This is a genomic window from Saccharopolyspora sp. NPDC049426, assembly GCF_040676935.1.
Taxonomy (GTDB): Bacteria; Actinomycetota; Actinomycetes; order Mycobacteriales; family Pseudonocardiaceae; genus Saccharopolyspora.
This window is the reverse complement of record NZ_JBFAPZ010000020.1, coordinates 78,301-105,147: the sequence shown is the minus strand read 5'-3', so window position 1 is coordinate 105,147 and position 26,847 is coordinate 78,301. Positions and strand designations below refer to the sequence as shown.

The following is a 26,847-nucleotide window of genomic DNA, read 5'->3' as shown; positions in this document are numbered from 1 at the left end:
TCAACGTTCACGCCCGGCCTGATCATTTCTCGGGGATCAGCTCACCTGAAACTCGGCGATATCGGAGTAATCCTGACGCGCCGCCTCAAGCAATTCGCGCCAGTTACGAACATCCGGACGACGGCGCAGCAGCGCCCGGCGTTCGCGTTCGGTCATTCCACCCCACACACCAAATTCGATCTTGTTGTCTAGCGCCTCGCTGAGGCACTCCGTCCGCACTGGGCAGCCAAAACAAACCATTCGCACTTTGCGCTGCTCAGCCCCGCGGACGAACAATTGATCCGGGTTCTGGTCTCGACATGCGGCGTTAACCCGCCAGTCCCCCTGCTCAAACATAGAGTTCCCCCAGCTCCTCACTGGATCGTCGGCGACTGTATTCGTCCGGAGCCCCCCGGCACCGGATGCCGCGGTTCGGAAGTCGGGAGCCGAACCGCAACAGTGCTGTCGCTGGACGTAGACGGACTGTAGAGCCCAGCGGTTCCACAACCAACCGACGGTTGTCGTCCCGTTATCTTTCACACTCACTACATCGGTTGGAGTTGGTGCGTGACACTCCGTCACACCGCGTGCGCGATTTAGGCTGGCTGCGTGCGTGCCCGAGACGGCTTGTTGAAGCTTTTCGGTCTGTGTGTGCTGGCTGGCGTGTTGGTTGCGGGGCTGCTCTTCCCGACTGCGGGGTCACTCGGAGTGGTCTCCAACCGTGCTGGAGACGCCGTAAACAGCATTTCCACGGACATGATGACCAAGGAACCGCCGCTTGTGACGACGATCACAGACAAGGATCGGAGGCCGATCGCCTACCTGTTCAACCAAGATCGGACACCGGCCGCTCCGGACCAGATCGCCGACACCATGAAGGCGGCGATCGTGGCCATCGAGGACCGGCGGTTCTTCGACCACCAGGGCGTGGACTGGGCCGGAACCATGCGCGCCGCCGTGACCAACCAGATGTCCGGCGACATCGCGCAGGGCGGTTCCACCCTCACCCAGCAGTACGTGAAGAACTACCTGGTGCACGTGGTCGCCGCCGACGACCCGGTCAAGCAGGCCAAGGCGATCGAGCAGACCCCGGGCCGCAAGCTGCGGGAGATCCGCATCGCGCTGCAGGTGGACAAGCAGGTCGGCAAGGAGCAGATCCTCGCCCGCTACCTCAACGTCGTCCCCTACGGCAATCAGGCCTACGGCATCTCCGCCGCCGCGCGCACCTACTTCGGCACCACGCCGGACAAGCTGACCATCGCTCAAGCGGCGCTGCTCGCGGGCATGGTCAACAGCCCCAGCAAGCTGAACCCGGAGAGCAACCCCGATGAGGCGCTCAACCGGCGCAACCTGGTGATCAAGGCGATGGAGGACCAGCGCCGGATCACCCCGGAAGCAGCCAACGAGGCCCGCAACGCACCGCTCGGCCTGGTCACACCGCTGCAGAACATCCCCAACGGCTGCGTCGGAGCCGGCCCGTCCGACGGGTTCTTCTGCCGCTACGTCATCGACTACCTGGAGCGCGCCGGGTTCACCGAGGAGCAGCTCAAGACCGGCGGGTACACGATCCACACGTCGATGGACAAGCGCGCCACCGACGCCGCCAAGGCCGCCGCCGAGCGCGGCGTGCCGAAGGAGACCAAGGGCATCGCGAACGTGATGAGCGTCGTCGAGCCCGGCAAGGAAAAGCACAAGGTGCGCGCGCTGGTCGCCAACCGCGACTTCGGCATCGACGCGTCGAAGGGCCAGACCTCCTACGCGCTGCCCAGCGGTGTGGCGAAGTTCGGAGCCGGGTCGATCTACAAGGTGTTCACCGCAGCGGCGGCGCTGGAGAAGGGGATGGGGATCTACAACACCATCCAGTCGCCCGGGTCCTACACCTCGCAGGTCTACAAGAACGGCACCCGGCCCTACACGGTCGGCAACGCCGAAGGCGTGGCGCCGGGACCGCGCACGCTGCAGATGGCGCTGGCGACCTCGCCGAACACCGCGTTCGTCGCGTTGCAGGAGCGGGTCGGGCTGGCTCCCACGGTGGACATGGCGACCCGGCTGGGCATGCGCCAAACGCTGCTGCACAACACCTCGGCGGGCAACCCGGTCACGCCCAACGGCTCCGGCGGTCCGTCCCAGGCCGAGGACGTCAAGCAGAAGAACATCGGCGCGTTCACGCTCGGGTTCGCCCCGGCGAGTCCTCTGGAGCTGAGCAACGTCGGCGCGACGATCATGAGCGGCGGCACCTGGTGCCCGCCGACGCCGATCGAGCAGATCCAGGACCGCAACGGCAACCCGGTGTCGATCACCGAGGACCCGTGCGAGCAGGCCGTCGACGAGAAGATGGCCAACGCGCTGGCCATCGGCATGAGCAAGGACGACACCGGCGGCGGCACGGCAGCCGCAGCGGCCAGTGGCGCGGGCTGGAGCCGTCCAGTGGCGTCCAAGACCGGTACCACCGAGGCCCACCAGTCGGCCGGGTTCCTCGGAGCGACACCGCAGTACGCCGGTTCGGTGCTGACCTTCAGCGACGGCACTTCGCCGCAAGGCATCTGCGATAGCGATCCGCCACGGCTCTGCGGTGCCAACGGCGGCAACATCTACGGCGGCAAGGTTCCCGCGCGGACCTGGTTCGACGCGATGAATGTGGTGCACGAGGGACTGCCGGTGGCTCCGCTGCCGCCGACGACCGACCGCTACGAGAACGGCGGCGACGAGTTCCACGTGCCCAACGTGGTCGGCCTGACCAACGAGCGCGCCAAGGAGACCCTGGAGAAGGCCGGTTACAAGGTCTCGGAGCGCTCGGTGAACAGCCAGCGCAAGAAGGGCACGGTGACCAGCCAGACGCCGCGCGGCTTCGCGTTGCCGGGCGAACTGGTGACGCTGTCGGTGAGCACCGGTTACGTGCCGCCGCCGTCGACGGACCGGCCAGCGCCGCCGGAGGCCCCGCCGCCGGTCGCGGGCCAGCCACCGGCACCACCGGCGCTCCCGCCGGACGGTCCACCGGGTTCACCGCCGGGCCGGTGACCGGGCGAATCGGGTTTTCGTAAACTCGCCTGCGTGACGAGAGCGCAGGCGAGCACCCGACGTGCCCGGTCCCGCTACCGCCTGGTGGAGGTGCGGTCGACCGAGCGGATCACGCCGCGCGTGGTGCGGCTGGTCCTCGGCGGGGACGAGCTGGCCGACTTCGTCAGCAACGGCAGCGACCAGCGGATCAAGCTCTGCCTGCCGCAACAGGGCAAGCCGATGCCGCTGGGGCGCACCCGCGAGGAGGTCTTCGCCCTCCCCCGCGACGAGCAGCCCCGGCAGCGCACCTACACGGTTCGCAGCTTCGACGCCGAGCGCCGGGAGCTGGCGATCGACTTCGTGGTCCACGACCACGACGGGCCGGGCAGCAAGTGGGCGTCGGAGGCCGAACCGGGCGACCAGATCGTCACGGTCGGCCCCAGCCCGGCCTACCAGCCGAATCCCGCCGCGGATCCGCTGGTGCTGATCGGCGACGAGACGGCGCTTCCGGCGATCGCCGCGATCCTCGAAGAGCTGCCCGCCGGGGCGCGAGCCCGGGTCTTCGCCGAGGTCGCCGACGAATCCGAGGAGCAGCGGATCGGCTCGGCGGCCGAGGTCACCTGGCGCTGGCTCCACCGCGACGGCGTCCCGGCGGGCCAGGGCGACCTGCTCCTCGACGCCGTCCGCGACACCGACCTGGGCCCGGACCCCTACGTGTGGGTCGGCGCGGAGGCCGAGGCGGTCCACCGGCTGCGCGAGCACTGCCAGCACGAGCTCGGCCTGGACCGCCGCCACCTCTACGCCCTCGCCTACTGGCGCCAGAACACCTCCGACGACTGAACCGGGAGGCTCAGCCCTGGAGCTGGGCCTTGACGATCCCGGCGACCTTGCCGCCCTCGGCGCGGCCCGCGGCCTTGGCGTTGGCGGCCTTCATGACCTGGCCCATCTGCTTCATGCCCGGACGCTCGCCCAACTCGGCCTCGACCTCGGCGATGGCCTCGGTGACCAGCGAGGACAGCTCGTCGTCGGAGAGCTGCTGGGGCAGGTAGCGGCGCAAGATCTCGGCCTCGGAGGCTTCGGAGTCGGCCTGCTCGTCACGACCGGCCGAGCGGAAGGCCTCCGACGCCTCGTCGCGCTTCTTGGCCTCCTTCCACAGCACCTTGAGCACCTCGTCGTCGGAGAGCTCCCGCTGCTGCTTGCCGGACACCTCCTCCTTGCCCACGGCGGCCAGCGCCATGCGCAGGACTCCGGTGACGGCGGTGTCGCGTTGCTTCATCGCGGCGGACAGGTCCGCGCGCAGCTTTTCCTTGAGCTCTGCCATGCGCCGATTATCGCGCCAGGGACGCGGGCGGCGGGCCGCCGACCCCTGTCGAGACGTAGGCTTGGGAAGGTGAACAAGTTCGGGCGGATTCTGCTCAGCGCGGGCGCGGTCGGCGCCGCGACGCTCACCTACTCGGCGGCCATCGAACGGCGGCACTGGACGTTGCGCCAGGCCACGGTTCCGGTCCTCGCCGAGGGCACACCCCCGCTGCGGGTGCTGCACATCTCTGACCTGCACATGATGCCGAACCAGCGGTCGAAGCAGCGGTGGGTCGCCGAGCTCGCCGACCTCGACCCCGACTTCGTGGTCAACACCGGCGACAACCTGGCGCATCCGCAGGCGGTCCCGGCGGCGCTGCGCGCGATGGGGCCGCTGCTGTCCAAGCCCGGGGTGTTCATCTTCGGCAGCAACGACTACTACGGCCCGAAGCCGAAGAACCCGGCCCGCTACCTGCTCCCGTCGGCGAAGACCAAGCGCATCCACGGCGAGCCGCTGCCGTGGCGGGACCTGCGCGCGGCGATGACCGAGCACGGCTGGCTCGACGCCACCCACCGCCGCCACGACATCGACGTCAACGGCACGAAGATCCACGTCGCCGGCCTGGACGACCCGCACCTGCACCTGGACCGCTACGAGGAGATCGCGGGCCGCCCCCCGGCGGACGCGGGACTCAAGCTCGGCATCACCCACTCGCCCGAGCCCCGGGTGCTGGACAGCTTCGCCGAGGACGGCTACGACCTGGTGATGGCCGGGCACACCCACGGCGGCCAGCTGCGCGTGCCGGGCTACGGCGCCCTGACGACCAACTGCGACATCGACCGCACCCGCGCCCGCGGCGCCTCCACCTGGGGCGAGCGGATGCACCTGCACGTCTCGGCCGGCCTGGGCACCTCGCCGTACGCCCCGGTCCGCTTCGCGTGCCCGCCGGAAGCAACGCTGCTGACCTTGCTGCCTCGGACCGAAAACCCGGCAATGACCAGGGAGAACGCCGAAAGCAGGACCCCTTACGGAGCGGGCGAGAGCATCCGCTAAGCTATATCCAGCTCTGAGGCGAGCACCCGAGATGCCTCAGAGCTGGATATCGGGGTGTGGCGCAGCTTGGGAGCGCGCTTCGTTCGGGTCGAAGAGGTCGTGGGTTCAAATCCCGCCACCCCGACAAGAAGGGCCTGGTCAGAGCTTTCTGACCAGGCCCTTTTTCTACGCCCAGATCGGCCGCTGACAGGGCGAAGGTCTTGGAAACGTCCTTCTTCGCGCCACGACTTCACGTCAAGGCCTGTGCAGCCTTCGCTGCGCGGAATTGGGTTGGGCCGCTGCTTCCTGCCGGTATCGGGTGGGCGTGGTTCCGAACCGCTTGCGGAAGTGCCGATTCATGTGGCTCTGATCCGCGAACCCGCACACCCTGGCGATCTCCGCAAACGTCGTCCCGCTTCCCCGCATGAGCTCCTGCGCGCGTTCCAAGCGTTCCTGGAACACGAACCTGTGCGGTGTCGTGCCGGTGGCGTTGCGGAAGCGGCGGGCGAAGTGGAACTTGCTCAGCGCCAGCACTCCTGCCAGGTCCTGCAAGGAAAGGTCTTCGTTCAGGTGCTCGCGGATGTACTCGCGCACGAGGCGCAGCTGCTGGAAGGTGAGGCGGTCGCCCGCTCCGGCCTCCCGGAACTGGATGTGCGCGTAGCTGCGCAGGAGTTGCACCGCGAGCTGACAGGACAACGAGTCGATCATCAACTGGCTCCCGACCGCACCGGAAGCCGCCTCGCGAGCGGCGAGCAGCGCCGTCCGGTGGATGCCCGGGTCGCTCGCCTGCAACACGTCCTGAACCTCGACGTCGTACAGGTCGCGGTCGTACATCTGCCGGCACGTCTCCACGACTTCCTGCTCGGTGAGGAACACGAGCAGGACGTCGAGGTCCTCCGACCACACCCACCTCGAATCGGCTGCCCGGGTCAGCAGTGAGACGTCCCCCGGCCCGACGTCGGCGCTGGACCAACGCCCCTCGACCCGCCGACGCATGTCGGTGTGCCCTTCGCGGTAGGCCACGATCACGAAGTCCCGCACCGCCGGGACTTCGACGTCGGAGCCGTTGTACCGGTAGCCGCGCACCGAAAGGCCCGACCACCCCTTCTCAGGATTGCGGACCGTCAGCTGACCCGGGACCCAGTTCGGGACTTCATCCGGTGTGATCAGATTTGACATCGCATTACTCCATACGGACCAATACATCAGGCTAGTCCGCCGCAGGACTGCTTGTCAGCCCTCGTTCTCCGCGGCTTGAGCTGCGAAGAAGTTGACGTGGGAGCAATCGATCGCTGATCGGTCCTGGCGACCTCCCGGACGCTGCCAAACAGAGCAAGACCGTCCTAGACAAGGCGCACGTGCGTTCTATTCGCGCCACGCGAGTCGAGGCATCGTCCAGTGCAGCACGACGGTTCGCACAGTTGAGCGCACTGATCGGTGTGCGGAGGAGGAGGGAGGTAATCGTGTCCGGTTCCAACGCCACCAAGGCGACGGGTCCGCGCTTCCATGCACTCCCCGGCGGACGAAGCCCGATCAACCCCTTCAGAGCAGGATCCGGTCCTCGGTCCTCATCCGAGGGCCCCCGCCACAGGGCGAGCGGCCGCGATCCGCTGACCGGGCTGCCGGACGGCATCGCGGCCCGCGACCTTCTCACGGACCTGTTGAAGGACGCGGGCTCCCGGATCGTCGCCGTCCTCTGCTGCGACATCAACCGCTTCTCCAGGGTCAACCACGCGCTGGGGCACGAAGCCGGGGACGAGCTGATCGTGACCTTGACCGGGCAGTTGCAGAGCAGTGCACCCGCGAGCTGCACCGTGGCTCGGCTCTCGGGCGACAAGTGCCTCGTCGTCTGCCCTGATGTGGCGGCGGTCGGGGGCTTGGAGGCATTGAGCACTCACGTGTCACACCTGCTGCGCAGCACTGTCCGCGTGCATGGCGGGCTCGATGTCCGCATCACCGCCTCGATCGGGGCTGCGGCGAGCGACCGCTCACCTCCTGGCTCCAACGGCGACGATCTCCTGCGTTTCGCGGACGCAGCGCTGTTCGAGGCCAAGCGAAGCGGTCCTGGGCAGATCTGCCTGGCCGATGAGTCCTTGATGAACGACGCCAACACGCACCTGCATCGCGAAGCCGAGCTGCGGGAAGCCCTCCGCAACGACGAACTGTCGTTGCGCTACCAGCCCATCTTCGACAGCGCCGGCACCGTCCAGTTCGCCGAAGCGCTCGTCCGCTGGAACCACCTGGGTCGCGAACTGGCCCCGGGCGAGTTCCTCCCCACCGCCAAGAAGGGGAATCTGCTGCACGACCTGGACCGCTGGGTTATCCGCACCGCCGTGCGCGAGGCGGCGACCTGGCCCGAGTCGGTCTCGGTCACGGTCAACCTCGCAGCTCTGCGCCCCGATCAACCGGATTTCGCGGACGAGGTCACCGAGATCATCGAGGACAGCGGAATCCGGCCGGATCGACTCGTGCTCGAACTCGTCGAGACCACGTGCACCGATCTGTCGCCGCGCACCCAACGCGCGATGCGCGAGCTGACAGAGCGGGGCGTCCGGTTCGCCATGGACGACTTCGGCGTTGGCTATTCCTCGTTGATCGGCTTCAAGACCCTGCCGGTCAGCCTGATCAAAATCGACCGGAGGTTCGTGTCCGGCATCAACACCGATCCCTCGGACCACGCGATCGCACGCGCCGTCCTGGACATGAGCCACTCCACAGGACGCCTCTGCATCGCGGAGGGAGTGGAGACCCCGGCTCAGTTCCGCGCATTGCACGAACTCGGCGTGGACGCGTACCAAGGCTGGCTCTTCGCACCAGCGCTCACCCCACCAGACCTGCGAACGCTCCTGCGGCACAACTCCCTCCGCTGCCTCTGACCGAAGCCCCTGGTGCGGGCAGTCGCTGACATGCCTCAGAGCCGGAGGTCGGGGTGTCGCCGTGCTTGATCCGGGTGGTGTCGCGGCCGGTCGCGATCACGCGGGCGCAGCACCTCGCCGTCACCGAGCGCGCGGTCCTCGCCGGAGACCGTCGTCGTGAAGGAGGTCTGACCGAGCGGTAGCCGGTCGTGCGCGGGGCGGATTGGTGGTTGCGGGGTGACAATCGCAGGATGCGGTGGCGTGCGTTGGTCGGGAGTGGGGTTGCGGTCGCGGCGACCGCGGTCGTCGGGGCGAGTGCGGTGGACGCTGATGGGGCGTGGTTCCGCGAGTTGCGCAAGCCCCGGTGGCAGCCGCCTCCGCAGGTGTTCGGGCCGGTGTGGACCGCGCTGTACGCCGACATCGCCGTGTCCTCGGCGGTCGCGCTGTCCAAGCTCCCCCAGCGTTCTGGTTTCGCGCCTGCCCTGGCCGCGAACCTGCTGCTCAACGCCGGGTGGACCTGGGTTTTCTGGGGTGCGCGGCGCCCCTCGTGGGCGGCGGTGGAGGCGGCCGCGCTGACCGCGAGCTCGGTCGACCTGCTCGCGCGGGCGGCGCGGGCCGATGCGCGAGCCGGGGCCGCCTTGGCGCCTTACGTGGCGTGGTGCGCCTTCGCCACCGCGCTGTCGACGGCGATCGCCCGCCGCAACCCCTGAGCCGTTGCGACGGCCGATTCCCGCCGGATCCGGGTGCCTCCGGCGACGACGATCGAGGCATGGACCTTCGAGTGCTGCCGATCGCAGAGGGAGTTCTGGCGGAGCTGCGAACCGTCGACGACGCGGGACGCGGGATCGAGCCGTTCGTCGATGAGGCCGGAGGGGCACCGCTGCGGTGCTGCCTGCGGCGGGTGCGCGCCGGCGAGCGGGTGGCCCTGGTGAGCTACGCGCCGCTGCGGCGGTGGGCCGCCGAGAGCGGGGCCGCGCCAGGGGCTTACGACGAGGTCGGGCCGGTGTTCATCCACGCGGACACCTGCGCCGGGCCGGACGATCCCGGCTGGCCGGAGGAGATCCGGGGGTCGCGGCGGGTGCTGCGCGCCTACTGCGCCGAGGGCCGGATCCTGGGCGGTTGCCTGCTGGACGGCAACACCGGGCTCTCCGAGCAGACGGCTTCCGACCTGCTGATGGATCCGGCCGTGGCGCTCGTGCACGTCCGCGCGGTGGAGTTCGGGTGCTTCCTCTTCGAGGTGCGGCGGTGATCAGGCCACGTCCCGGTCTCCGAGGCGGACGAGGACGACTCCGGTGATGATCAGCAGGCCGCCGACGATCACCGCCGGGCCCGGCTGCTGGTCGAGGAGCAGCCAGGCGAACAGGGCGCTGGCGAGGACCTCGATGAGGGCGACGAAGGAGGCCAGGCGGGACCCGAGACGTCGCGTCGCCGCCGTGCCCGTCGCGTAGGCGATGGCGGCGGCGATCACACCGAGCGCCACGAGCGGTGCCCACCAGGGGGTTTCGCCGATCGCGTAGACGGCCGGGTCGAAATTCGCGTGCATGGGCAGGATTCCGATCGCACCCAGCACCCCCAGGATGACCGCGGAGAGGGCCAGGCCCGCGCCCGCGAGGGTGATCGGCGGGAGGGCGCCGTCGGTCTCGCCCGAGATCAGGAAGTACGCGGCGTTGCCGATCATCGCCGCGAACGCCCACGCCGCGCCCGTCCACGCGATGTCCGCGCCCGAGGACAGGTCCAGCGCGAACACGAGTCCGGCGATGGCCGAGCACGCCCCCAGGACCGTCAGCGGTCGCGGCCGCTGCCCTCGTCGCACCCACAACCAGCCCACGATCGCCACCGGTGCCGTGAACTCGATGAGCAGCGCGGGAGCCACGTCCATCGTGCTCACCGCGGAGAAGTAGCAGAACTGGGTGCCCGCCATGCCGAGCGCGCCGTAGATCAGAACCGGGCGGAGCTGCGCGCGCAGCAGCCACCACCTGCCGCGCAGCGCGATCAGCGCGAACGGGGCCAGCGCCAGCGCGCCGACGCTCAGCCGCACCAGCACCACCGCGCCCGGGCTCCAACCGGCTTCGAGCAGACCGCGCGCCAACGCACCCGCCATGCCGAACGAGGCCGCCGAGAGCAGTGCGAGCAGCAGCCCGCTGCCGAGCCTCGAAGTAGCGCGCACACCAGCGCTGTCATCTGCTAACCGTGTCATGGCAAATGACGCTATGGACGAGGGTGTAATATGTCAACATGATTTTTGGCCATGACACGGAAGCGGCGCTGCAGGCTGCGGTCGCACTGGTCAACAGCGCGGAGGACCCCGACTCGCTGACCACCGTGCAGGCCGTCGACGCCTGGTTCGCCGAGCACCGCTACACCGGGCGCCACGACCGCGACGAGGCCGAGCTCAACGAGCTCCGCGCGCTGCGACCCGTCCTGCGCGACCTGCTCACCACCGACCGCGACCGGGCGGCGGAGCTGGTCAACGCCATGCTCGCCGAAGCCGGGGCGCTCCCCCAGCTCGTGCGGCACGGCGGCGAGGACTGGCACCTGCACGCGATCGACACCGACGCCCCGCTGGCCCGCCGGGTGATCGTGGAGGTCGCGATGGCGATGGTCGACGTCGTGCGGCTCGACGAGATGTCCCGGCTGTCGCTGTGCGCCGACGAGAACTGCCAGGGCGTGGTCATCGACCTCACCCGCAACCGCTCCCGCCGCTTCTGCACCACCGCCTGCGCCAACCGCAACGCCGTCGCCGCCTACCGGGCCCGCAGCAAGAACCGCTGAGACCGGGTGCACGCACCCGGCGAGCCGATCGGGCAGTATCGGGGACGTGAGCACCTATCCCGAGGCGAAGATCCCCAGCGCGCTGTTCGACGACCCGGAACGCGAGACCAGGTGGCGGACGCGGTTCACCGCCCCGCGCGTGTCCCTGCCCGACTGGGCCCGGGACGCGCCGCAGCGCAGCCTGTACGTGTCAAACTTCAGCGGCACCTGGGAGATCTACGCCTGGGATCGCGACTCCGACGAGCACCGGCAGGTCACCGATCGTCCACAAGGGACTTTCCACGGGACGCTGTCGGTCGACGGCGGCGACATCTGGTGGTTCGACGACACCGACGGCGACGAGTTCGGCAGCTGGAAGGTCCAGCCGTTCGAGGCCGGTGACCCCGAGCCCGCCGTTCCCGGAACCCACCCCGGCTACCCGGCCGGGCTGGAGCTGGGCAGCTCGGTGACCGGGCTCGGCATGTCCACCGACGACGGCGTCACCGTGTGGGTGGTGCGCGACGGCGGAGCGCCCGAGGTGCTCTACGAGCACGAGCAGGACGGCGGGCTGTCGGCGATGTCCTGGGACGAGACCATGCTCGTCATCTCGCACTCCGAGCACGGCGACTCCCGGCACCCCGCGCTGCGGGTGCTGCGCACCGACGGATCCGAGGTCGCCGAGAAGTGGGACGGACCCGGCAAGTCGCTGGACGCGCTGGAGTTCGCGCCGGTCACCGGCGACCCGAGGCTGCTGGTGCTGCACGAGCGCCGCGGCAAGGAAGAGCTGCTGATCTGGGACGTCGTCACCGACACCGAGACCGAGATCGAACTGGGCCTGCCCGGCGAGGTCTCCGCCGACTGGTACCCCGACGGCGAGGCGCTGCTGATCGCGCACACCCAGCACGCGCGCACCACCATGCACCGCTACGACCTGGACTCCGGTGAGCTCACCGAGCTCGCCACTCCCCCCGGCACCGTCGCGGGCGCTTCGGTCCGGCCGGACCACGCCGTGGAGTACGTGTGGTCCTCGGCGGCGACCCCGTCGCTGGTGCGCACGGTGTCGGCCACCGGCGACGACCGGGTGCTGCTGACCCCGCCCGGCGAGCGGCCGCCGGGCACGGCACCCGTGACCGACGTGTTCGTCGAGGTCCCCCACGGCCCGAACGACGCGGTGCACGCGCTGGTCGCACGACCCGAGGGCGCGGAGGACGGCCCGATCCCGACGGTGTTCAGCCTGCACGGCGGCCCGCACGCGGCCGACGAGGACCGGTTCTCCGCCTACCGCGCGGCCTGGCTGGACGCCGGGTTCGCCGTCGTGGAGATCAACTACCGGGGTTCCACCGGCTACGGCTCGGCCTGGCGGGACGCCATCGAGGGCAGGCCGGGCACGACCGAGCTCGAAGACGTGGCGCTGGTGCACGACTGGGCGATCAAGTCCGGGCTGACCACCCCGGCCCTGAGCGTCGTCGCGGGCGCCTCGTGGGGCGGCTACCTGACGCTGCTCGCCCTGGGCACGCAACCGGAGCGCTGGGCGGGCGGTGTCGCCGGCGTTCCGGTGGCCGACTACGTCTCGGCGTTCGCCGACGAGATGGAGCCGCTGCGCGCCTACGACCGCGCCCTGTTCGGCGGTTCCCCGGAGGAGATCCCGGAGGTCTACGAGACGGCCTCGCCGATCACCTACATCGACCAGGTCCGCGCCCCGGTCCTGGTGCTGGCCGGGGACAACGACCCGCGCTGCCCGATCCAGCAGATCCTCAACTACCTGGACCGACTGGGCGAGCGGGAGATCCCGTTCGAGTTCTACCGCTACGACGCCGGCCACGGCTCGCTGGTCGTCGCCGAGACGTTGCGCCAGGTCGCGACCGAGGTCCACTTCGCCCAGCGGGCGGTCGGCCTCGCCTGAGGGCCGCGCCCGTTCGAATTTCGCGCGAAGTTCGAGTGCCAGAGTTAGGACTCGAATTTCGCGCGAAATTCGACAGCCCCTGCCTGGAGGCGCGGTGCCTTGCGGGGTTGTGAGGAAGGCCCCTGGCCGGGGCGGAATATCTCGTTCCGCGCGGTCGTCATGCTCGGTGTGAGCCATCTGTTTGAACCGATCAAGCTGCGTGATCTGACCGTCCGCAACCGCGCCTGGGTCTCGCCCATGTGCCAGTACTCGGCGACCGACGGCGTTCCCAACGACTGGCACCTGGTCCACCTGGGCCAGTTCGCCATCGGCGGCGCCGGTCTCGTCATCGCCGAGGCCTCGGGCGTCGTGCCGGAAGGCCGCATCACCCCGAACGACACCGGCATCTACAACGACGAGCAGGTCGCGGCGTGGCGCCGGATCAACGACTTCGTGCACGCGCAGGGCGCCGCCACCGGCATCCAGCTCGCGCACGCGGGCCGCAAGGCGTCCACCGGCCAGCCGTGGGCCGGAGGCGCCACCGTCGACGAGTCGGAGGGTGGCTGGCAGACGGTCAGCTCCACCGGCAACGCCTTCGGTGACCTGGCCGCTCCGCGAGCCCTGACCGCGGAGGAGGTCGCCGAGCTGCCCGAGAAGTTCGCCGCGGCCGCGCGTCGCGCCGACGAGGCCGACTTCGACGTCGTCGAGCTGCACTTCGCGCACGGCTACCTGGCGCACCAGTTCTATTCGCCGCTGGTCAACGACCGCACCGACGCCTACGGTGGCGACTTCGAGAACCGGGTCCGGGTGCTGCTGGAGATCACCGAAGCGGTGCGCGCCGCGTGGCCGGAGGGCAAGCCCCTGTTCACCCGCCTGTCCGCGACCGACTGGACCGAGGGCGGCTGGACCGGCGACGACTCGGTGCGCCTGTCCAAGCTGCTCGCCGAGCGCGGGGTCGACCTGATCGACGCCTCGACCGGCGGTGCGATCCCGGACGCGAAGATCCCGGTGCGCTCCGGCTACCAGGTCCCGTTCGCCCGGCAGATCAAGCTGGACGCCGAGGTCTCGACCGCCTCGGTCGGCCTGATCACCGCTCCGGAGCAGGCGGAGGAGATCGTCGCCTCGGGTTCGGCCGACGCGGTGCTGCTCGCCCGCGAGCTGCTGCGCGACCCGCACTGGCCGCTGCACGCGGCGGACCGGCTGCGCGCGGACAACATCTGGCCCGTCCAGTACGAGCGAGCCCGCTGAGCAACGGGTGGGGAAGCTCGGCCGAACTTCCCCACCCGCTCGTTCAGGCGAGCTGGGCCTGCCACATCCAGTGCGACTTCTCCAGGTCGCTGGAGATGGCGATCAGCAGGTCCTGGCTGACCAGGTCGGTCTTGTCGGTTTCGTCGATGCGCTTGCGCAAGCGCGCCACGACCTCGCCCAGGGTGTCCACGATCGCCTCGATCACCTGCCCGTCGGTGCGCCAGTCGGCGGGGAAGTCCGGCAGTCCGGAGCCCTTGGCAACGGTCGAGGCGCGACCGTCCGGCGAGATGCCGATGGTCACCGCGCGCTCGGCGACGTCGTCGGCGAAACCCCGCGCCGAGTTGACCAGCTCGTCGAGCTGGAGGTGCACGTCGCGGAAGAACTTGCCGACGACGTTCCAGTGAGCCTGCTTGGCGACCAGGTGCAGGTCGATCAGGTCCAGCAGCGTGTCCTGCAGCACCCGACCGGTGATGTCGCGGTCGGAGTTGCTGAGCGGACTGGTGATCGGCGCCGCGTTCTTCGCGGAGCTCTTCTTCGGCGCGCTCTTCTTCGGAGCGGCCTTGGATGCACTCTTCTGAGCCATGGGTTTCGCACAACCTCCTCGACGAGAACGTGCAGACCGGAATCAGGGTGCTGCCCAGGAGGTACCCGCGCACTTCGGGCGATTACACCCGCTGCTCGGCGAACTCCACCACTTGTCGCCCGATGGTGCGCAACGTGGCGCCGACCTTCTCGTCGTCGCACGCGCCGCCAGGGCCGAAGCGGGTCTCGGCCGAGTTCACCGCCCCGCCGAGCGGGGTCGGCCAGCCGCGCAACGCGTGCACGACCGAGCGCAGCGCCTGCAGCGTGGTGACGGTGGCCTGCCAGCCGTAGGCGACGCCGATGCAGCCGACGGCTCGTCCGTCGAAGTAGGGGCGGGAGTCGCCGCGGAGGTCCTCGACGTAGTCGAGGGCGTTCTTGACCAGGCCGGACACCGTTCCGTGGTAGCCGGGCGAGGAGATCAGCACTCCGTCGGCGCCGCGCAGCGCTTCGACCAGTTCGGTGGCCAGCGGGGAGCGGTCGGTCACGTGCGGGTCGTAGAACGGCAGGGCCAGGTCGGCACCGGTGATCGCCCGGACCTTCGCCCCCGACTCCCTGGCGCCCTCGAGCGCGGTGTGCAGCACGCGCTCGGACTGCGAGTCGGGGCGGACCGAGCCACCGATCCCCACCACGGTCACCGTCATGTGCCGATCCTTTCACCCGAACCTGGGAACTGTCGCCCCCGATGTGCCTCTGCAGGTCACGCTAGAACCTCCAGTCCGCTGGAGGTCAAGATCGGCGAGCTGACGCCGATAATTTGGCTACTTGCGGGTAACCTACTAGCCGTCCATCACCTTCGCGGGAAGGTCACGCCCATGCCCAACGTCATCGAAGCGCTGCAACCGACGCTCGAAGGCGCCGCGATGCGCGCCGTTTTCGCACTGCCCCAGACCATTCGCCGCCTCATCGCGGGGCCGCCGATCCGGATCGACGGACAGGAACTCGCGCTCGACGCGCAGCTGCTGCTCAAGCTGCAGAGGCTGACCGGCCAGACCGGGCTGGCCGCCTCGACGGCGGAGAAGGCCCGCGCCGGCATGGCGCACGCGACGAAGATCACCTCAGCGGCTCCGCTGGGCGGCGTGGTCGTCGCCGAACGGACCATCCCGACCGACAACGGCGACCTGCCCGCGCGGCTCTACCGGCCCCAGGACCTCACCGAAACGGGTCCGCTGCTGGTCTACTACCACGGCGGCGGCTGGGTCATCGGCGACCTCGACAGCCACGACGATCTGTGCCGATTCCTCGCCAGGCACACCGGGATCCGGGTGCTGTCGGTGGACTACCGGCTGGCCCCGGAGTACCCGTTCCCCGCCGCGCTGGACGACGCGCTGGCGGCCTACCACTACGCCGTGAACAACGCCGCGGACCTCGGCTCCTCCAGCGACGCGATCGCCGTCGGCGGCGACTCGGCGGGCGGCAACCTCGCCGCCGCGGTCTCGCTCCAGACGACCCGATCGGGTGAGCAGAAGCCGGTGCTGCAGGTGCTGCTCTACCCGGCTGTGGACGCGACCCGGCGGCGCCGCTCGCGGGAGCTGTTCGGCAACGGATTCCTGCTCACCGACCACGACATGACCTGGTTCATGGACCAGTACTCGCCCGTCGAGTCCGAGCGCGGCGACCCGAGGCTGTCGGTCCTGCTGGCCGACGACCTCACCGAGCTGCCCACGGCCTACGTCGTGACCTCGGGGTTCGACCCGCTGCGCGATGAGGGCGAGGCGTACGCCAAGGCGCTGTCCGACGCCGGTGTGCCGGTGGTGGCGCGGCGCTTCCCGGACCTCATCCACGGGTTCGCCAACATCCGCCCGGTGGGTAACCGCTTCGAGGAAGCGCTCTTCGAGATCGTCGGCACGGTCCGAGCGGCGCTGGACCTGCACAAGGTCTGATCTGGGGAAAGCCTCCTCGCCGGGAGGCGGTTTTGGTCCGAACCGTCCATGATCGACGTCTGATGTGTCCGGTCAGTTCGGACCAGAACCGCCCCAGGTGAACGCTCCACCCGCCGGGCCCCCGGGTCACTCGGGGTCGGCGAGGAGCTCTCGGAGGCGGGTGAGGAGTTCTTCGCGGTTCGCCGAGCCCAGCCGCTGCTTGATCCGGCTGATGTGGTGCTCGACCGTCTTGGCCGAGATGAACAGGCGCTTGCCGACCTGCTTGTAGGTCAGGCCCGCGACCACCAGTTCGGCCACTTCCTTCTCCCGCTCGGAGAGCAGTTCCGAGTCGGCGCCGCCGGCGTTCACCGCCCGGGGGCGCGGCGGCTTGCCCTGCAGGGCGCGGGCGCACTCCAGGAGCGCGAGCATGGCGCGGCGGTCGTGCGTGCGGATGGCGGCCTGCCCGGCGAGACGGGCGCCGTCCCAGGCCAGACCCGCGCCGTGCAGGCCGCGGGCGATGCGTTCGACCTCGTCCTGATCGACCTCGCCACCGAGGACCCGCAGCCACATCCGGGCGGCCTCGGCCATCGCGGCGGCCAGCGCGTTGTGGTGCGCGAGAGCGTCGAGCTGGTCGGCGAAGCGGCTCGCGGAGTCGTTCTCCTCCAGGACGATGGCCGCCTGCAACCGCTTCCACAGCAGCATCGACGTCCACAGCGGAGGGTTGCCGAGCCGCTCCAGCAGCGCTTCGGCCTCGTTCAGGTACGGGGTGATCCACTCCTGGTCGCGCAACCGGGCCGCGGCCACCACCAGCTCGCCCAGCGGCAGCAGCGAGAACAGGTCCACCGAGTGCTCCGCGGCGACCTGCCTGGCCTGCGCGCGAGCGGTGGCCAGGGCGGTCATGTCGTTGTCCCGGCTGGCGATCCCGGCCTCGATCGCGGTGGCCATCAGACGGTCGCGGGCCGCCATCTCGCTCGCTTCGGGGAGCTTCGCGCGCGCGGTGACGGTGTCGCCCTTGACCAGCGGCAGCCAGGCCGCGAGCAGCCGGTGCCGGTTGTGCAGCAGGGCACCTCCAGCTCCGGTCTCCACCGCGCGGTCCAGCGTGGACTGCGCGACGTCGAGCTCACCGCAGTGCAGCGCGACCAGCGCGGCCACCGCCGCCGGGGTGTCGGGCACGAACACACCGCGTCCCAGCGGTTCGGACAGCGAGGCCGCGCGCACCAGCGTGGACAGCGCGGTCGTGGCCGATCCGACGACGGATTCGCGCACGCCGGCGGCCATCTGGGCTGCCGCACCGGTCATCGAGGTCGGCGGTCCCGCGTCGTCGCCGGTCTTGAGCAGCTCTTCGGCATCGGTCAGCCGGCCCGCGCCGATCAGACCGACGGCCGCGAACGCCCTGTCCCCCGGCCAGCGCAGCTTCGCCGCGGACCAGCGGCACAGCTCCGCCGAGCGCTCCAGCAGCCCGCGGTGCGCCAGCACACCTGCCGCGACCTGGACGCCCAGTTCCCGGTCCGGCGCGTTCTCGTCGACGATCACCCGGTCGGCCAGCCGCAGCGCCTCGTCGAGGTTCCCGGCCACGGCAGCCGCCCGAGCCTGGCGCGCGACCACCGAGCCCGCGGGCACACCGGCCGACACCGCGGCGGCGAGCATCCGCCCGGCCAGGTGCGGGGCGACCTGCACGGCCTCCTCGCCGGCGCGCTCGAAGCCCGTGGCCAGCGTCGCTTCCGGCAGCAGCGCCATCGGCGCCTCCAGCAGCGGCGCGACCAGCGGCAGCACCGGGCCGCCCCGGGAGAGCTGGAGTTCCACCAGTTTTCGCGTGATGCGCAGCCGGAGTTCCCACGACGTCAACCTCAGGACCGCGGCGCGCACGATCGGCAGCAGCACGTCCTCGGAGCCGAGCATCGCGCCGGAGCGCATGGCCGACACCACGGCACCGACCGTCGAGCTGTCGGTGCCGACCACGACGGCGAGCAGGTCGGGGTGCGGGGTGGCGCCGACGGCCATCGCCGTCGCGCACCCCCAGCCGACCTCGCCGAGCTGGTCCAGGTCGTGCTGGAAGTGGTCGAGCGCGCGGGCGGGCAGCTCGACGCGTCCGGGCACGGCCTCGGCCAGCAGCCGGGAGACGTAGCGCGGGACACCGCCAGTCTGCGTCTGCACCCAACCGACCCAGTCCAGCGCGCTGCCCGCGGTCCGCTCGGCGATCTCGTCCAGCCCGAGGGTCGCGAGCAGCACGGGAGCACCGAGCTCGGCGATCAGCTCACCCAGCGCCGCGCTGCGCGGACCCGGCCGGTAGGCGACCAGCAGCCGGATCCCCGGCCGGCGGGCGATCTCGCTGAGCCGCAGCAGCATTTCGTCGTCGAGCCGGTGCGCGTCGTCGACGAGCAGCGCGCCGTGCTCGGCGCGGTCGAGGTCCCGGACGCCGAGCACCGGCACGTCGGCCTCGCGGTAGGTGGCGGCGATGGCGTCGAGCAGCGTGGTCTTGCCGAACCCACCTGCGCCCTGGATTCCGGCCACGATCGGCGAGCCCGGGGAGGCCTCGATGGCCGACCGCAATCCGGCCGCGTGCCCGTCCGGGACCAGGGCGGCGCGGGATGTCGTCGGGTGATTCACGCCTGCCTTCCTTGTCGTCCGGTCACCTGGGTCCTGCGGTCCTGATCAGTTGGCTGACGGTGGTGGGGGTCGATTCAGTTGCGCGGTATGCCGTTCCGTTAACGAAATAGCGATCACGGAGCTACTTGACGAGATCCATCACACCGGTGATGGAGTGGTCCTTGGTCATGAAGGTGATCACGACGCCCACGGCGATCAGCAGTGCCGCGATCACGAGCTTGATGATCTTCATGCGCTTCGCCCGCGCTTCGTCGGGGGGCTCGATCGGCATCGGCTCGACGTCGATCGGCGGGCGTTCGACGGGTTCGGGCTCGTCGTCGACGTCGTCGTCGGCGTCGAAGCCCTCGATGCGCATCAGCACGCTCGTCTCGGCGACCGAACTCCGGTCGGTGTCGGTGGACAGGACCTGCTGCGCGGCCAGCGCGGCTCCGCCGGCCGCGGTGAGCTCCGGGGCCACGTCGACCAGCGGCGGGGTCTGCAACCGCTCGGCGACCAGCTCCTTGAGCATCGGGGTGCGCGCGGTCCCGCCCGCCAGCACCACCGTCTCGACGTCGTCGGGGCGCAACGACGCCGACTGCACGGCCTGCGAGATCAGCTCCGGCACCCGCTCCAGGTGCGGGCGCGCCAGCTGCTCGTAGCGGGCTCGGGAGATGCCGAACTCGGTGCGCACGCCCGGCAGGTCGACCCACATCGACACACCGGCCTGGTGCGACAGCGCCTCCTTGGCCCGCACGCACTCGCCGCGCAGCTTGGCCAGCGCCGCCCGGTGGTTGACGTCGGAGGGGTCGAGCTCGCCGATCTGCGCCGGGAACTGCTCGCCGACCAGCTCGAACAGCGCGTCGTCGAGGTCCTGGCCGGAAGGGTGGTCGGTGCTCAGCGGCGAGCCGACGACCTCGAAGGTGGGGTGGCGGCGGCGCAGCACGGTGGCGTCGAAGCCGCTGCCGCCGACGTTGGCGACCACGAGCGGATGCTGTTCGTCCACCCGCTGCTTGCTCGCGTAGTCGAGGGCGACGGCGATCGGCTCGGGGATCAAGGTGACCTCGGTGATCCCGAGCTGGGCCAGGGCCTGCTGCACCAGGTGCACCCGGTGCGGGCCCCAGCTGGAGCTGTGGGCCACAGCGATGTGCTCGGGCGGGTGGCCCTGCCGCTGGGTGACCGCGTCGGAGACCCACTCGATCATCGCGGCGACCAAGCGCTGCGCCGGGACGAACTCGCTGCCGACCACCAGCGGCAGGTCGTCGCCGAGCCTGCTGGTGAAACCGCGGGCGACCCACTCGTGGTGGCTGATCTCCTGGCGGGCAGCGGCCTCCCCGGCCACGAAAGATCCGTCCTGGACCTTGCACAGCACCGTCGGCACCACAGGGCCGCTGGTCGCCAAGGGCACGGGAACGGTCGCCGTCCAGCGGCCACCGTCGCGCCTGGCCGTGGCGGCGGTCGTCACCGTCGCGCCCAGGTGAACGCCCAGGACGTAAGGCATGCAATCCCTTCGTGTCACCGGCTCGCGTGTTCCTGTCAGGTTCCCCGATCGAGGGTCTTGCGCGCGGCCGGGGTGCCCACAATTTAGCGGCATTCGATTACGGAGCGGGTCAGGACTCCCCTAGTTACCCCCCAACGGCCTACCTAACCGATCCCCTAATAGAGATCTCGATAACTAGGAGTCGTACCCGATGGCTGGGGGGGAGCCCCGTCCCTACTGTGATCAACACAGGAGTGAGGGAACGGCACGACCTCACTCGGTCCACCTAGCCGAGTACCGCTGAGCATCGGGAGGTCCGACGATGGCGAACCCTCAGCACGCCTTTGGTCAGGCCGAGTCCCCCATCTCCGACCCCGGGACGCACTCCAACTCCGGCCTGTCCGCGGAACCGACGCTGCACGAGTTCCTCACGCGCCTCGTCAGCGATCCGGCCGCACGGTCGGCCTTCGACGCTGATCCGCAAGCCACGCTGGATCAGGTCGGACTCGGGGAAATGAGCGCGACAGACGTGCTGCAAGCCACGTCGCTGGTCCTCGACTACGCGCCGGTCGAGGTGGTCAACGCGTACGACCGCTCGCTTTCGAGCAGCGTCGAGAAGTTCGCCGCGAGCAACCAGCATGTCGCGATCAGCGAACTGCATCCCGCACATCCACACGAGCAGGAAGAACTCAGCATGCTGCAGAACACCCCCTCTGACGACTTCGGCCCCGGCGGCGACGTCGACGCTCAGATGCCCGCCCCGGCCCCCGCGCCGAGCGGCGAGACCAACGTTGACATCGAGCACACCGACGTCGACTCGCACAACGTCGTCAACGTGCACGACGTGCTCTCGGGCAACCAGATCCTGTCGGGCAACGCCGTCAACATCGGTGACAACCTCGACCTGTCCTCCACCGTCGGTTCGGTCACCAGCACCGCGACCCACATGTTCGACAGCTCGCTGAACGTCGCGTCGGCCGCCGGTTCGCTGGTGCACGGCGACGTCACCAACGTGGTCGGCAACGTGGCCACGGGCGACGTCACCGACGTGGTCACCAACGCCCCGGTCGTGGGCGACGTGGCCTCCAACGTCACCCAGGTCGCGGGCGACGCCCCGGTCGTGGGCGACGTCGTCGGCTCGGTCGCCTCGGGCGACGTGACCGGTGTTGCCGGTGACCTGACCTCCACCGTCTCCGAGGCCCCGGTCGTCGGCGACGTCGTCGGCAACGTCACCTCGGGCGACGTGACCGGTGTTGCCGGTGACCTGACCTCCACCGTCTCCGAGGCCCCGGTCGTCGGCGACGTCGTCGGCTCGGTCACCTCGGGCGACGTGACCGGCATCGCCGGCAACCTGAGCGACACCGCCGCCGGCCTGCCGGTCGTGGGCGACCTGGCCGGCGCCGCTGCTGGCGTCCCCGTCGTGGGCGACCTGGCCGGTGCCGTCACCGGCGCCGCCGAGAGCGGCGACCCGCTGGGCGTCGTGGCCGGCGTCCCGGTCGTGGGCGACATCGCCTCCACCGCCACCAGCGCCGTCGGCTCCGTGCCGGTCGTCGGCGACGCCGTCTCCGACGTGACCTCGGGCGACGTGACCGGTGTGGCCGGCACGCTGACCGACGCCGGCGCGAACGTGCCGGTCGTGGGCGACGCCCTCGGCGACGTGACCTCGGGTGACGTCACCGGCGCCGTCTCCAACGTCCCGGTCGCCGGCGAGGTCGCCGACACCGCCACCGGCGCGCTGAGCAGCGTCCCGGTCGTGGGCGACGTTGCCGGGGGTGCCGCTGGCGGCAACCTGGTCAACAACGTCCCGGTCGGCCCGGAGGCCCTCGGCGACGTGACCGGCACGGTCACCGACGCGGTTGGCAACGTCCCGGTCGCCGGCGACCTCGCCAGCTCCGTGACCGACACCGTTGCCGGTGGCGACGTCACCGCGCTGCCGGTCGACGACCTGTCCTCCGCGCTGCCCACCGACGCGCTGCCGGTCGAGGACGTCACCTCGGCGCTGCCGCTGGACGCCGCTCCGCTGGCCCCGGTCGGCGACGTGGCCTCGCACCTGCCGGCCCCGAGCGACCTGCCGGTCGCGGGCCCGATCGTCGGCGAGCCGCTGGAGAACCTGACCGGTACCGCCACGGACGCGCTGCCGCTGGACGGCCTGCTCTGATCGCTCTCCGCGACTGAGTCGTGAAGATGCCGGGATCCGCTCCCTGAGCGGATCCCGGCATCTTTCACATTTCGGAAATTTCTCGTGCCTCACCAACACGGCGAGTGCGCGATAACGATGTGAGTTCAACCGATTGGGTTTCTCTAACCGCCACGGCACGACACAATGGCCGCCGTGATCGAGACGGCGTTGGTGGAATTGATCGATCGCGCTACTGCCGAGTGCGCCGAGCAGCAGCGCGCCGATCTGCATGGCCGCCTGCGCCAGATCAGAACCAGAGTCCTCGACCCGACCCAGCTCGTGCTGGTCGTCGGAGAGTCGAAGCAGGGAAAGTCCGCGCTGGTCAACGCCATCGTGAACGCTCCCGTGTGCCCGTCAGGCGACGACGTCACCACGACCGTGCCGACCCTGGTGCGCTACGCCGACGAACCGACCGCGCTGCTCATCGAGCAGGAACCGGCGCGCGGACCGATCGCGCTCGACCGCACCCCGGTCCCGATCGACCAGGTCCGCGAGCACATGGAGCGCGCCGTCGCGAACGGCCGTCCGGTGACCCGCGGTGAGATCGGCATCCCCCGAGCGGTGCTGCAGAACGGTCTGGCGCTGATGGACACCCCGGGTGTGGGGAGCGTCTCATCTTTTCTCACCAGCACAACACTCTCCGTGGTCGCCGAAGCCGACGCACTGCTGATGGTGTCCGATTCGACCCAGGAGCTGACCACCAACGAGCTCGCGTTCCTCAAGCAGGCCACCGCGCTGTGCCCGAACATCGCGCTGGTGATGCCCAAGATCGACCGGACCCCGCACTGGCGGAAGGTCCTGGAGGTCAACCGGAAGCACCTGAGCAACGCGGGCGTCTCGGCGAAGCTGTTCCCGGTCTCGGCCGACATCCGGATGCGCGCCATGCAGTCGCGCAACACCAACCTCAACGCCGAGTCGGGATTCCCGCAGCTGCTGGAGTTCCTGCAGACCGAACTCGCCGGCCAGCACGAGCAGTTCACGCGAAGGCTGGTGGCGCACAACGTGTCCGAGGCGCTGACCCAGATCAACGACTCGCTGCGCGCCGAGCTCGCCGCGCAGAACCCGCGCACCGCCGCCGAAACGCTGGTCGAGCTGGAGACCGCGCAGCGCCGCGCCGAGGACCTGCGCCGCATCTCGCAGCACTGGCAGAAGACGCTCAACGACGGCATCTCCGAGCTGTTCACCGACATCGAGTACGACTTCCGGGAACGCACCTGGGCGGTGCTGCACGAGGTCAACGAGATCTTCGAGGTCGCCGACCCGCTGATGATCTGGGACGACTTCATCCGGTGGATGCAGGCCCGGCTCACCGATGCGATCAGCGAGACCTTCGGCTGGCTGGAGCAGCGCCAGCAGCGGCTCGCCGAGATGGTCGCCGAGCAGATGCCACCGCAGCAGCTCAGCCGCCCGCCCGAGCTGAACCCGGTGCTGGCGCCGGACCCGCTCGACGAGGTCCCCGGCCCGAAGCTGCCGACCGGCGCCGACTACAAGAACTCCGACAAGGTCCTCACCGGTCTGCGCGGTTCCTACGGCGGCGTGCTGATGTTCGGCCTGATCACCACGATGGCCGGGCTGCCGCTGATGAACGTCGTGTCGATCTCGGCCGGTGTGCTGCTGGGCTCCAAGAGCCTCAAGGAAGAGAAGGACATGCGGCTGCGCCGCCGCCAGACCGAGGCCAAGAGCAACGTGCAGCGGCACATCGAGCAGGTGATCTTCCAGGTCAACAAGGACTCGAAGGACACCATCCGCGCGATCCACAAGGCGCTGCACAAGCACTTTACCCGGATCACCGAGGACGCCCAGATGGAGATCAGCCAGTCCATCCAGGCGATCAAGCGCTCCGCCGAGCGCAGCGCGGTGGACCGCGACCAGCGGGCGCGGGAGATCAAGCAGAAGCTCGAGGAGATCACCGTGCTTCGCCGACGGGTCACCCAGCTCACGCAGAACCGGATCACCGCCGCATGAGCACCGAGGCGCTGCTGGAGCGGGCCAAGGGCCTGCTGATGCGGACGATGACGTTCTACCGCGACGATCCGCGCACGTCGACGTGGCTGCGCGACCGCCTGGAACGGCTCGACCAACCGCTGCGGATCGCGGTCAGCGGGCGGGTGAAGTCGGGCAAGTCAACGCTGATCAACGCGCTGATCGGAACCGACCTGGCGCCCACCGACGCCGAGGAGCGCACCCAGGTCACGACCTTCTACCAGTACGGGCCGGAACCGAAGATCCTGGTGCACACCCCGCACGGCGCGGTGCAGAACGTTCCGGTGTCCACACTGGACTCGGCGACGATCCGCGATCTGCAGCACTGGCGCCCGGACGAGGTATCCCGGCTGGTCATCGAATCCCCGACACCGGGCCTGCAGGCCATCACGCTGATCGAGACACCCGGTGTGGCCTCGGCGGCCGTGCAGGAGACCGGCCGCTCCGCGCTCGCGCAGATCCTCTCCGAGTCCGACGCGGTGCTCTACCTGACCCGCTACCCGCGCCAGACCGACCTGCAGTTCCTGCAGTCGGTCAACGAGCTGCAGACCGCGCGCTGCGTCCCGATCAACACCATCGTCGCGTTCTCCCGCGCCGACGAGACCGGCGACGGCGGCGCCGACGCGCTGGCCGCCGCCGAGCGGATCGCCGACCGCTACCGGGCCGACCCGACGCTGAGCGCGTTCGCCCAGCACTTCATCCCGGTCGTCGGCCTGCTCGGGCAGGCGTCGTCGACGATGACCGAGGACGACTTCAAGATCCTCGCCTACCTGGCGCGGCTCTCCGACACGGACCGGGACACGCTGCTGCTGTCGGCGGAGCGGTTCGTCAAGGCGGGCCTGGAGGCCGTGCCGTCGGAGATCCGGCAGCGGCTGCTGGAGCGCTTCGGCCACTACGGCATCGCGCGCTCGCTGGACCTGCTGCGCGGCGGGGTCGGCACGGCCCAGCAGCTGCAGCAGGAACTGCTGGAGACCAGCGGTCTCACGACCTTGCAGGAGACGCTGCACTCGCAGTTCGTGGAACGCCAGGACGCGCTGCGGGCGCGATCCGCGCTGCTGGCGGTGGACATGGTGCTGCGCGCCAACCCGCGTCCCGGGGTGCAGCAGCTGCTCGGCGAGTTCGAGCGCGTGCTCACCAACGCCCACGAGTGGAACGAGCTGCGCGTCCTGTCCGCGTTGGACTCCGGGCAGATCCGGTTCGCCCGCCCGCTGCAGGCCGAGGCCAAGCGGCTGCTCGGCGCCTCCGGGGACTCACCGCACGCACGGCTCGGCCTGGACGAGACGGCGATGATCGCCGACGTCGCCGACGAGGCCACCGCCACGCTCTCCCGCTGGCGCGAGCAGGCCGTCAACCCGATGCTCGACCGCGCCCACCGCGACGCCGTCCGCACCGTCCTGCGCAGCGCGGAACGCGTGATCCTGCACCAGGTCCAGACCCAGGGGAACCCGCAGCAGGCGGCCCAAGCCCAGCAACAAGCCCGCGCCGCCCAGGCGCAGGCCGAGCGTGCCCGGCAAGCGGCCGAGGCCGAGCAGGCCAGGCGCGCAGCGGAAGCCGAGCAGGCCCGTCAAGCCGCCGAAGCGGAACAGGCCAGGCAAGCCGCCGAAGCCGAGCAGGCCAGGCAAGCCGAGCAGGCCCGCCAGGCCGCGGAGGCGGAACGAGCCCGTCAGGCCGCCGAAGCCGAGCGCGCCCGCCAAGCCGCTGAAGCCGAGCAGGCCCGCCAAGCCGAGCAGGCCCGCCAAGCCGAGCAGGCCCGCCAGGCCGCGGAGGCGGAGCAGGCCCGCCAGGCAGCCGAAGCGGAGCGAGCCAGCCAGGAGCAGGCCGCCGCCCACACCCGCCAGCGCGAGGGCTCGACGTCGGCACGCAGCACGGACACCCCCGGGAAGACCCCGGCCACCCAGTTCCTGCAGCAGAACGACCACCCCACCGGACGCCGAGCGCTCCGCGAGGTGGGCACCAGCACGGGCCGCCGGCGCCGCGCCGAGCCGGAGCAGGGCGAGTCCCGCACCCGTTCCGCGGTCAACCAGCCCACCGGCAGCCACGCCAAACCGGACCCCGACGAGCCCTCCCACCACGTCGACCCGACCCCCTCGGGCCGCCACTCCCGAGGCTGATCCCGCAAGACCGGGCCGGAGGTCCG

At 70.2% G+C, this 26,847-nt stretch carries 22 protein-coding genes and 1 tRNA gene; 15 read left to right on the top strand and 8 right to left on the bottom strand.

The window, feature by feature from the left end; all coding sequences use genetic code 11:
* Nucleotides 1-36: 36 nt before the first annotated feature.
* On the bottom strand, nt 37-336 hold the full coding sequence (locus tag AB0J78_RS31235) for a WhiB family transcriptional regulator (protein WP_363795273.1): 300 nt from the start codon (nt 334-336) through the stop codon (nt 37-39).
* 252 nt (nt 337-588) lie between these two features.
* On the opposite strand from AB0J78_RS31235, the gene AB0J78_RS31230 reads away from it, so the two are divergent.
* The gene (locus AB0J78_RS31230; protein WP_363795271.1) at nt 589-2,997 is read left to right on the top strand and encodes a transglycosylase domain-containing protein; all 2,409 of its coding nucleotides are present in this window, start codon (nt 589-591) and stop codon (nt 2,995-2,997) included.
* A gap of 33 nt (nt 2,998-3,030) precedes the next feature.
* Nucleotides 3,031-3,816, top strand: coding sequence for a siderophore-interacting protein (locus tag AB0J78_RS31225; RefSeq protein WP_363795269.1), 786 nt, complete (start codon nt 3,031-3,033; stop codon nt 3,814-3,816).
* Between the two features lie 10 nt (nt 3,817-3,826).
* Here the strand turns inward: AB0J78_RS31225 and AB0J78_RS31220 are convergent, their stop codons facing one another.
* Nucleotides 3,827-4,297, bottom strand: a complete 471-nt coding sequence (locus AB0J78_RS31220) for a GatB/YqeY domain-containing protein (RefSeq protein ID WP_363795267.1) — start codon at nt 4,295-4,297, stop codon at nt 3,827-3,829.
* 69 nt (nt 4,298-4,366) lie between these two features.
* Between AB0J78_RS31220 and AB0J78_RS31215 the strand changes: the two genes are divergently transcribed.
* On the top strand, nt 4,367-5,329 hold the full coding sequence (locus AB0J78_RS31215; protein ID WP_363795265.1) for a metallophosphoesterase: 963 nt from the start codon (nt 4,367-4,369) through the stop codon (nt 5,327-5,329).
* 50 nt (nt 5,330-5,379) lie between these two features.
* Nucleotides 5,380-5,453: transfer RNA gene (locus tag AB0J78_RS31210), tRNA-Pro, on the top strand.
* Between the two features lie 110 nt (nt 5,454-5,563).
* Here AB0J78_RS31210 and AB0J78_RS31205 read toward each other — a convergent pair.
* The gene (locus AB0J78_RS31205; RefSeq protein ID WP_363795263.1) at nt 5,564-6,487 is read right to left on the bottom strand and encodes an AraC family transcriptional regulator; all 924 of its coding nucleotides are present in this window, start codon (nt 6,485-6,487) and stop codon (nt 5,564-5,566) included.
* A gap of 284 nt (nt 6,488-6,771) precedes the next feature.
* Between AB0J78_RS31205 and AB0J78_RS31200 the strand changes: the two genes are divergently transcribed.
* The 4 genes from AB0J78_RS31200 to AB0J78_RS31185 are packed head-to-tail and all read left to right on the top strand — an operon-like array spanning nt 6,772 to nt 9,412.
* Complete coding sequence (locus tag AB0J78_RS31200) at nt 6,772-8,184, top strand: bifunctional diguanylate cyclase/phosphodiesterase (protein ID WP_363795261.1); 1,413 nt, start codon at nt 6,772-6,774, stop codon at nt 8,182-8,184.
* Between the two features lie 53 nt (nt 8,185-8,237).
* The gene (locus AB0J78_RS31195; protein WP_363795259.1) at nt 8,238-8,366 is read left to right on the top strand and encodes a hypothetical protein; all 129 of its coding nucleotides are present in this window, start codon (nt 8,238-8,240) and stop codon (nt 8,364-8,366) included.
* 48 nt (nt 8,367-8,414) lie between these two features.
* A complete protein-coding gene (locus AB0J78_RS31190; protein ID WP_363795257.1) occupies nt 8,415-8,873 on the top strand; it encodes a TspO/MBR family protein in 459 nt (152 codons plus the stop codon).
* A gap of 59 nt (nt 8,874-8,932) precedes the next feature.
* Nucleotides 8,933-9,412: a DUF1203 domain-containing protein gene (locus tag AB0J78_RS31185; protein ID WP_363795255.1), complete on the top strand. Its 480-nt coding sequence runs from the start codon at nt 8,933-8,935 to the stop codon at nt 9,410-9,412.
* On the opposite strand, the gene AB0J78_RS31180 is transcribed toward AB0J78_RS31185, so the two are convergent.
* Entirely contained in the window at nt 9,413-10,360 is a 948-nt protein-coding gene (locus tag AB0J78_RS31180; RefSeq protein ID WP_363795253.1) for an EamA family transporter, read from the bottom strand. It abuts the gene before it with no gap.
* Nucleotides 10,361-10,398: 38 nt separating this feature from the next.
* Here AB0J78_RS31180 and AB0J78_RS31175 point away from each other — a divergent pair, with 38 nt between their 5' ends.
* The 3 genes from AB0J78_RS31175 (at nt 10,399) to AB0J78_RS31165 (ending at nt 14,044) form a co-directional block, all read left to right on the top strand.
* Nucleotides 10,399-10,935: a CGNR zinc finger domain-containing protein gene (locus tag AB0J78_RS31175; RefSeq protein WP_363795251.1), complete on the top strand. Its 537-nt coding sequence runs from the start codon at nt 10,399-10,401 to the stop codon at nt 10,933-10,935.
* 46 nt (nt 10,936-10,981) lie between these two features.
* A complete protein-coding gene (locus AB0J78_RS31170; protein WP_363795249.1) occupies nt 10,982-12,817 on the top strand; it encodes a prolyl oligopeptidase family serine peptidase in 1,836 nt (611 codons plus the stop codon).
* 159 nt (nt 12,818-12,976) lie between these two features.
* On the top strand, nt 12,977-14,044 hold the full coding sequence (locus AB0J78_RS31165) for an NADH:flavin oxidoreductase/NADH oxidase (protein WP_363795247.1): 1,068 nt from the start codon (nt 12,977-12,979) through the stop codon (nt 14,042-14,044).
* 43 nt (nt 14,045-14,087) lie between these two features.
* Here the strand turns inward: AB0J78_RS31165 and AB0J78_RS31160 are convergent, their stop codons facing one another.
* Nucleotides 14,088-14,627 carry a DNA starvation/stationary phase protection protein gene (locus tag AB0J78_RS31160; RefSeq protein ID WP_363795245.1) on the bottom strand — a complete coding sequence of 180 codons (540 nt, stop codon included), beginning with the start codon at nt 14,625-14,627 and terminating at the stop codon, nt 14,088-14,090.
* Between the two features lie 82 nt (nt 14,628-14,709).
* A complete protein-coding gene (locus AB0J78_RS31155) occupies nt 14,710-15,267 on the bottom strand; it encodes an NADPH-dependent FMN reductase (protein WP_363795243.1) in 558 nt (185 codons plus the stop codon).
* Between the two features lie 171 nt (nt 15,268-15,438).
* Between AB0J78_RS31155 and AB0J78_RS31150 the strand changes: the two genes are divergently transcribed.
* On the top strand, nt 15,439-16,506 hold the full coding sequence (locus AB0J78_RS31150; protein ID WP_363795241.1) for an alpha/beta hydrolase: 1,068 nt from the start codon (nt 15,439-15,441) through the stop codon (nt 16,504-16,506).
* Nucleotides 16,507-16,632: 126 nt separating this feature from the next.
* Here AB0J78_RS31150 and AB0J78_RS31145 read toward each other — a convergent pair whose 3' ends face one another.
* Both AB0J78_RS31145 and AB0J78_RS31140 read right to left on the bottom strand, forming a co-directional pair.
* A complete protein-coding gene (locus AB0J78_RS31145) occupies nt 16,633-19,092 on the bottom strand; it encodes a LuxR C-terminal-related transcriptional regulator (RefSeq protein ID WP_363795239.1) in 2,460 nt (819 codons plus the stop codon).
* Nucleotides 19,093-19,213: 121 nt separating this feature from the next.
* Nucleotides 19,214-20,569: an Hsp70 family protein gene (locus tag AB0J78_RS31140; RefSeq protein WP_363795237.1), complete on the bottom strand. Its 1,356-nt coding sequence runs from the start codon at nt 20,567-20,569 to the stop codon at nt 19,214-19,216.
* Between the two features lie 301 nt (nt 20,570-20,870).
* Here AB0J78_RS31140 and AB0J78_RS31135 point away from each other — a divergent pair, with 301 nt between their 5' ends.
* The 3 genes from AB0J78_RS31135 to AB0J78_RS31125 all read left to right on the top strand — a co-directional run bounded on the left by AB0J78_RS31135 (nt 20,871) and on the right by AB0J78_RS31125 (nt 26,821).
* Nucleotides 20,871-22,706 (top strand): IniB N-terminal domain-containing protein, encoded by a 1,836-nt coding sequence (locus tag AB0J78_RS31135; RefSeq protein WP_363795235.1) that lies wholly within the window; start codon nt 20,871-20,873, stop codon nt 22,704-22,706.
* Between the two features lie 174 nt (nt 22,707-22,880).
* On the top strand, nt 22,881-24,692 hold the full coding sequence (locus AB0J78_RS31130) for a dynamin family protein (RefSeq protein WP_363795233.1): 1,812 nt from the start codon (nt 22,881-22,883) through the stop codon (nt 24,690-24,692).
* Complete coding sequence (locus AB0J78_RS31125) at nt 24,689-26,821, top strand: dynamin family protein (RefSeq protein ID WP_363795231.1); 2,133 nt, start codon at nt 24,689-24,691, stop codon at nt 26,819-26,821. The genes AB0J78_RS31130 and AB0J78_RS31125 overlap by 4 nt, the downstream gene beginning before the upstream one ends.
* Nucleotides 26,822-26,847 lie beyond the last annotated feature (26 nt).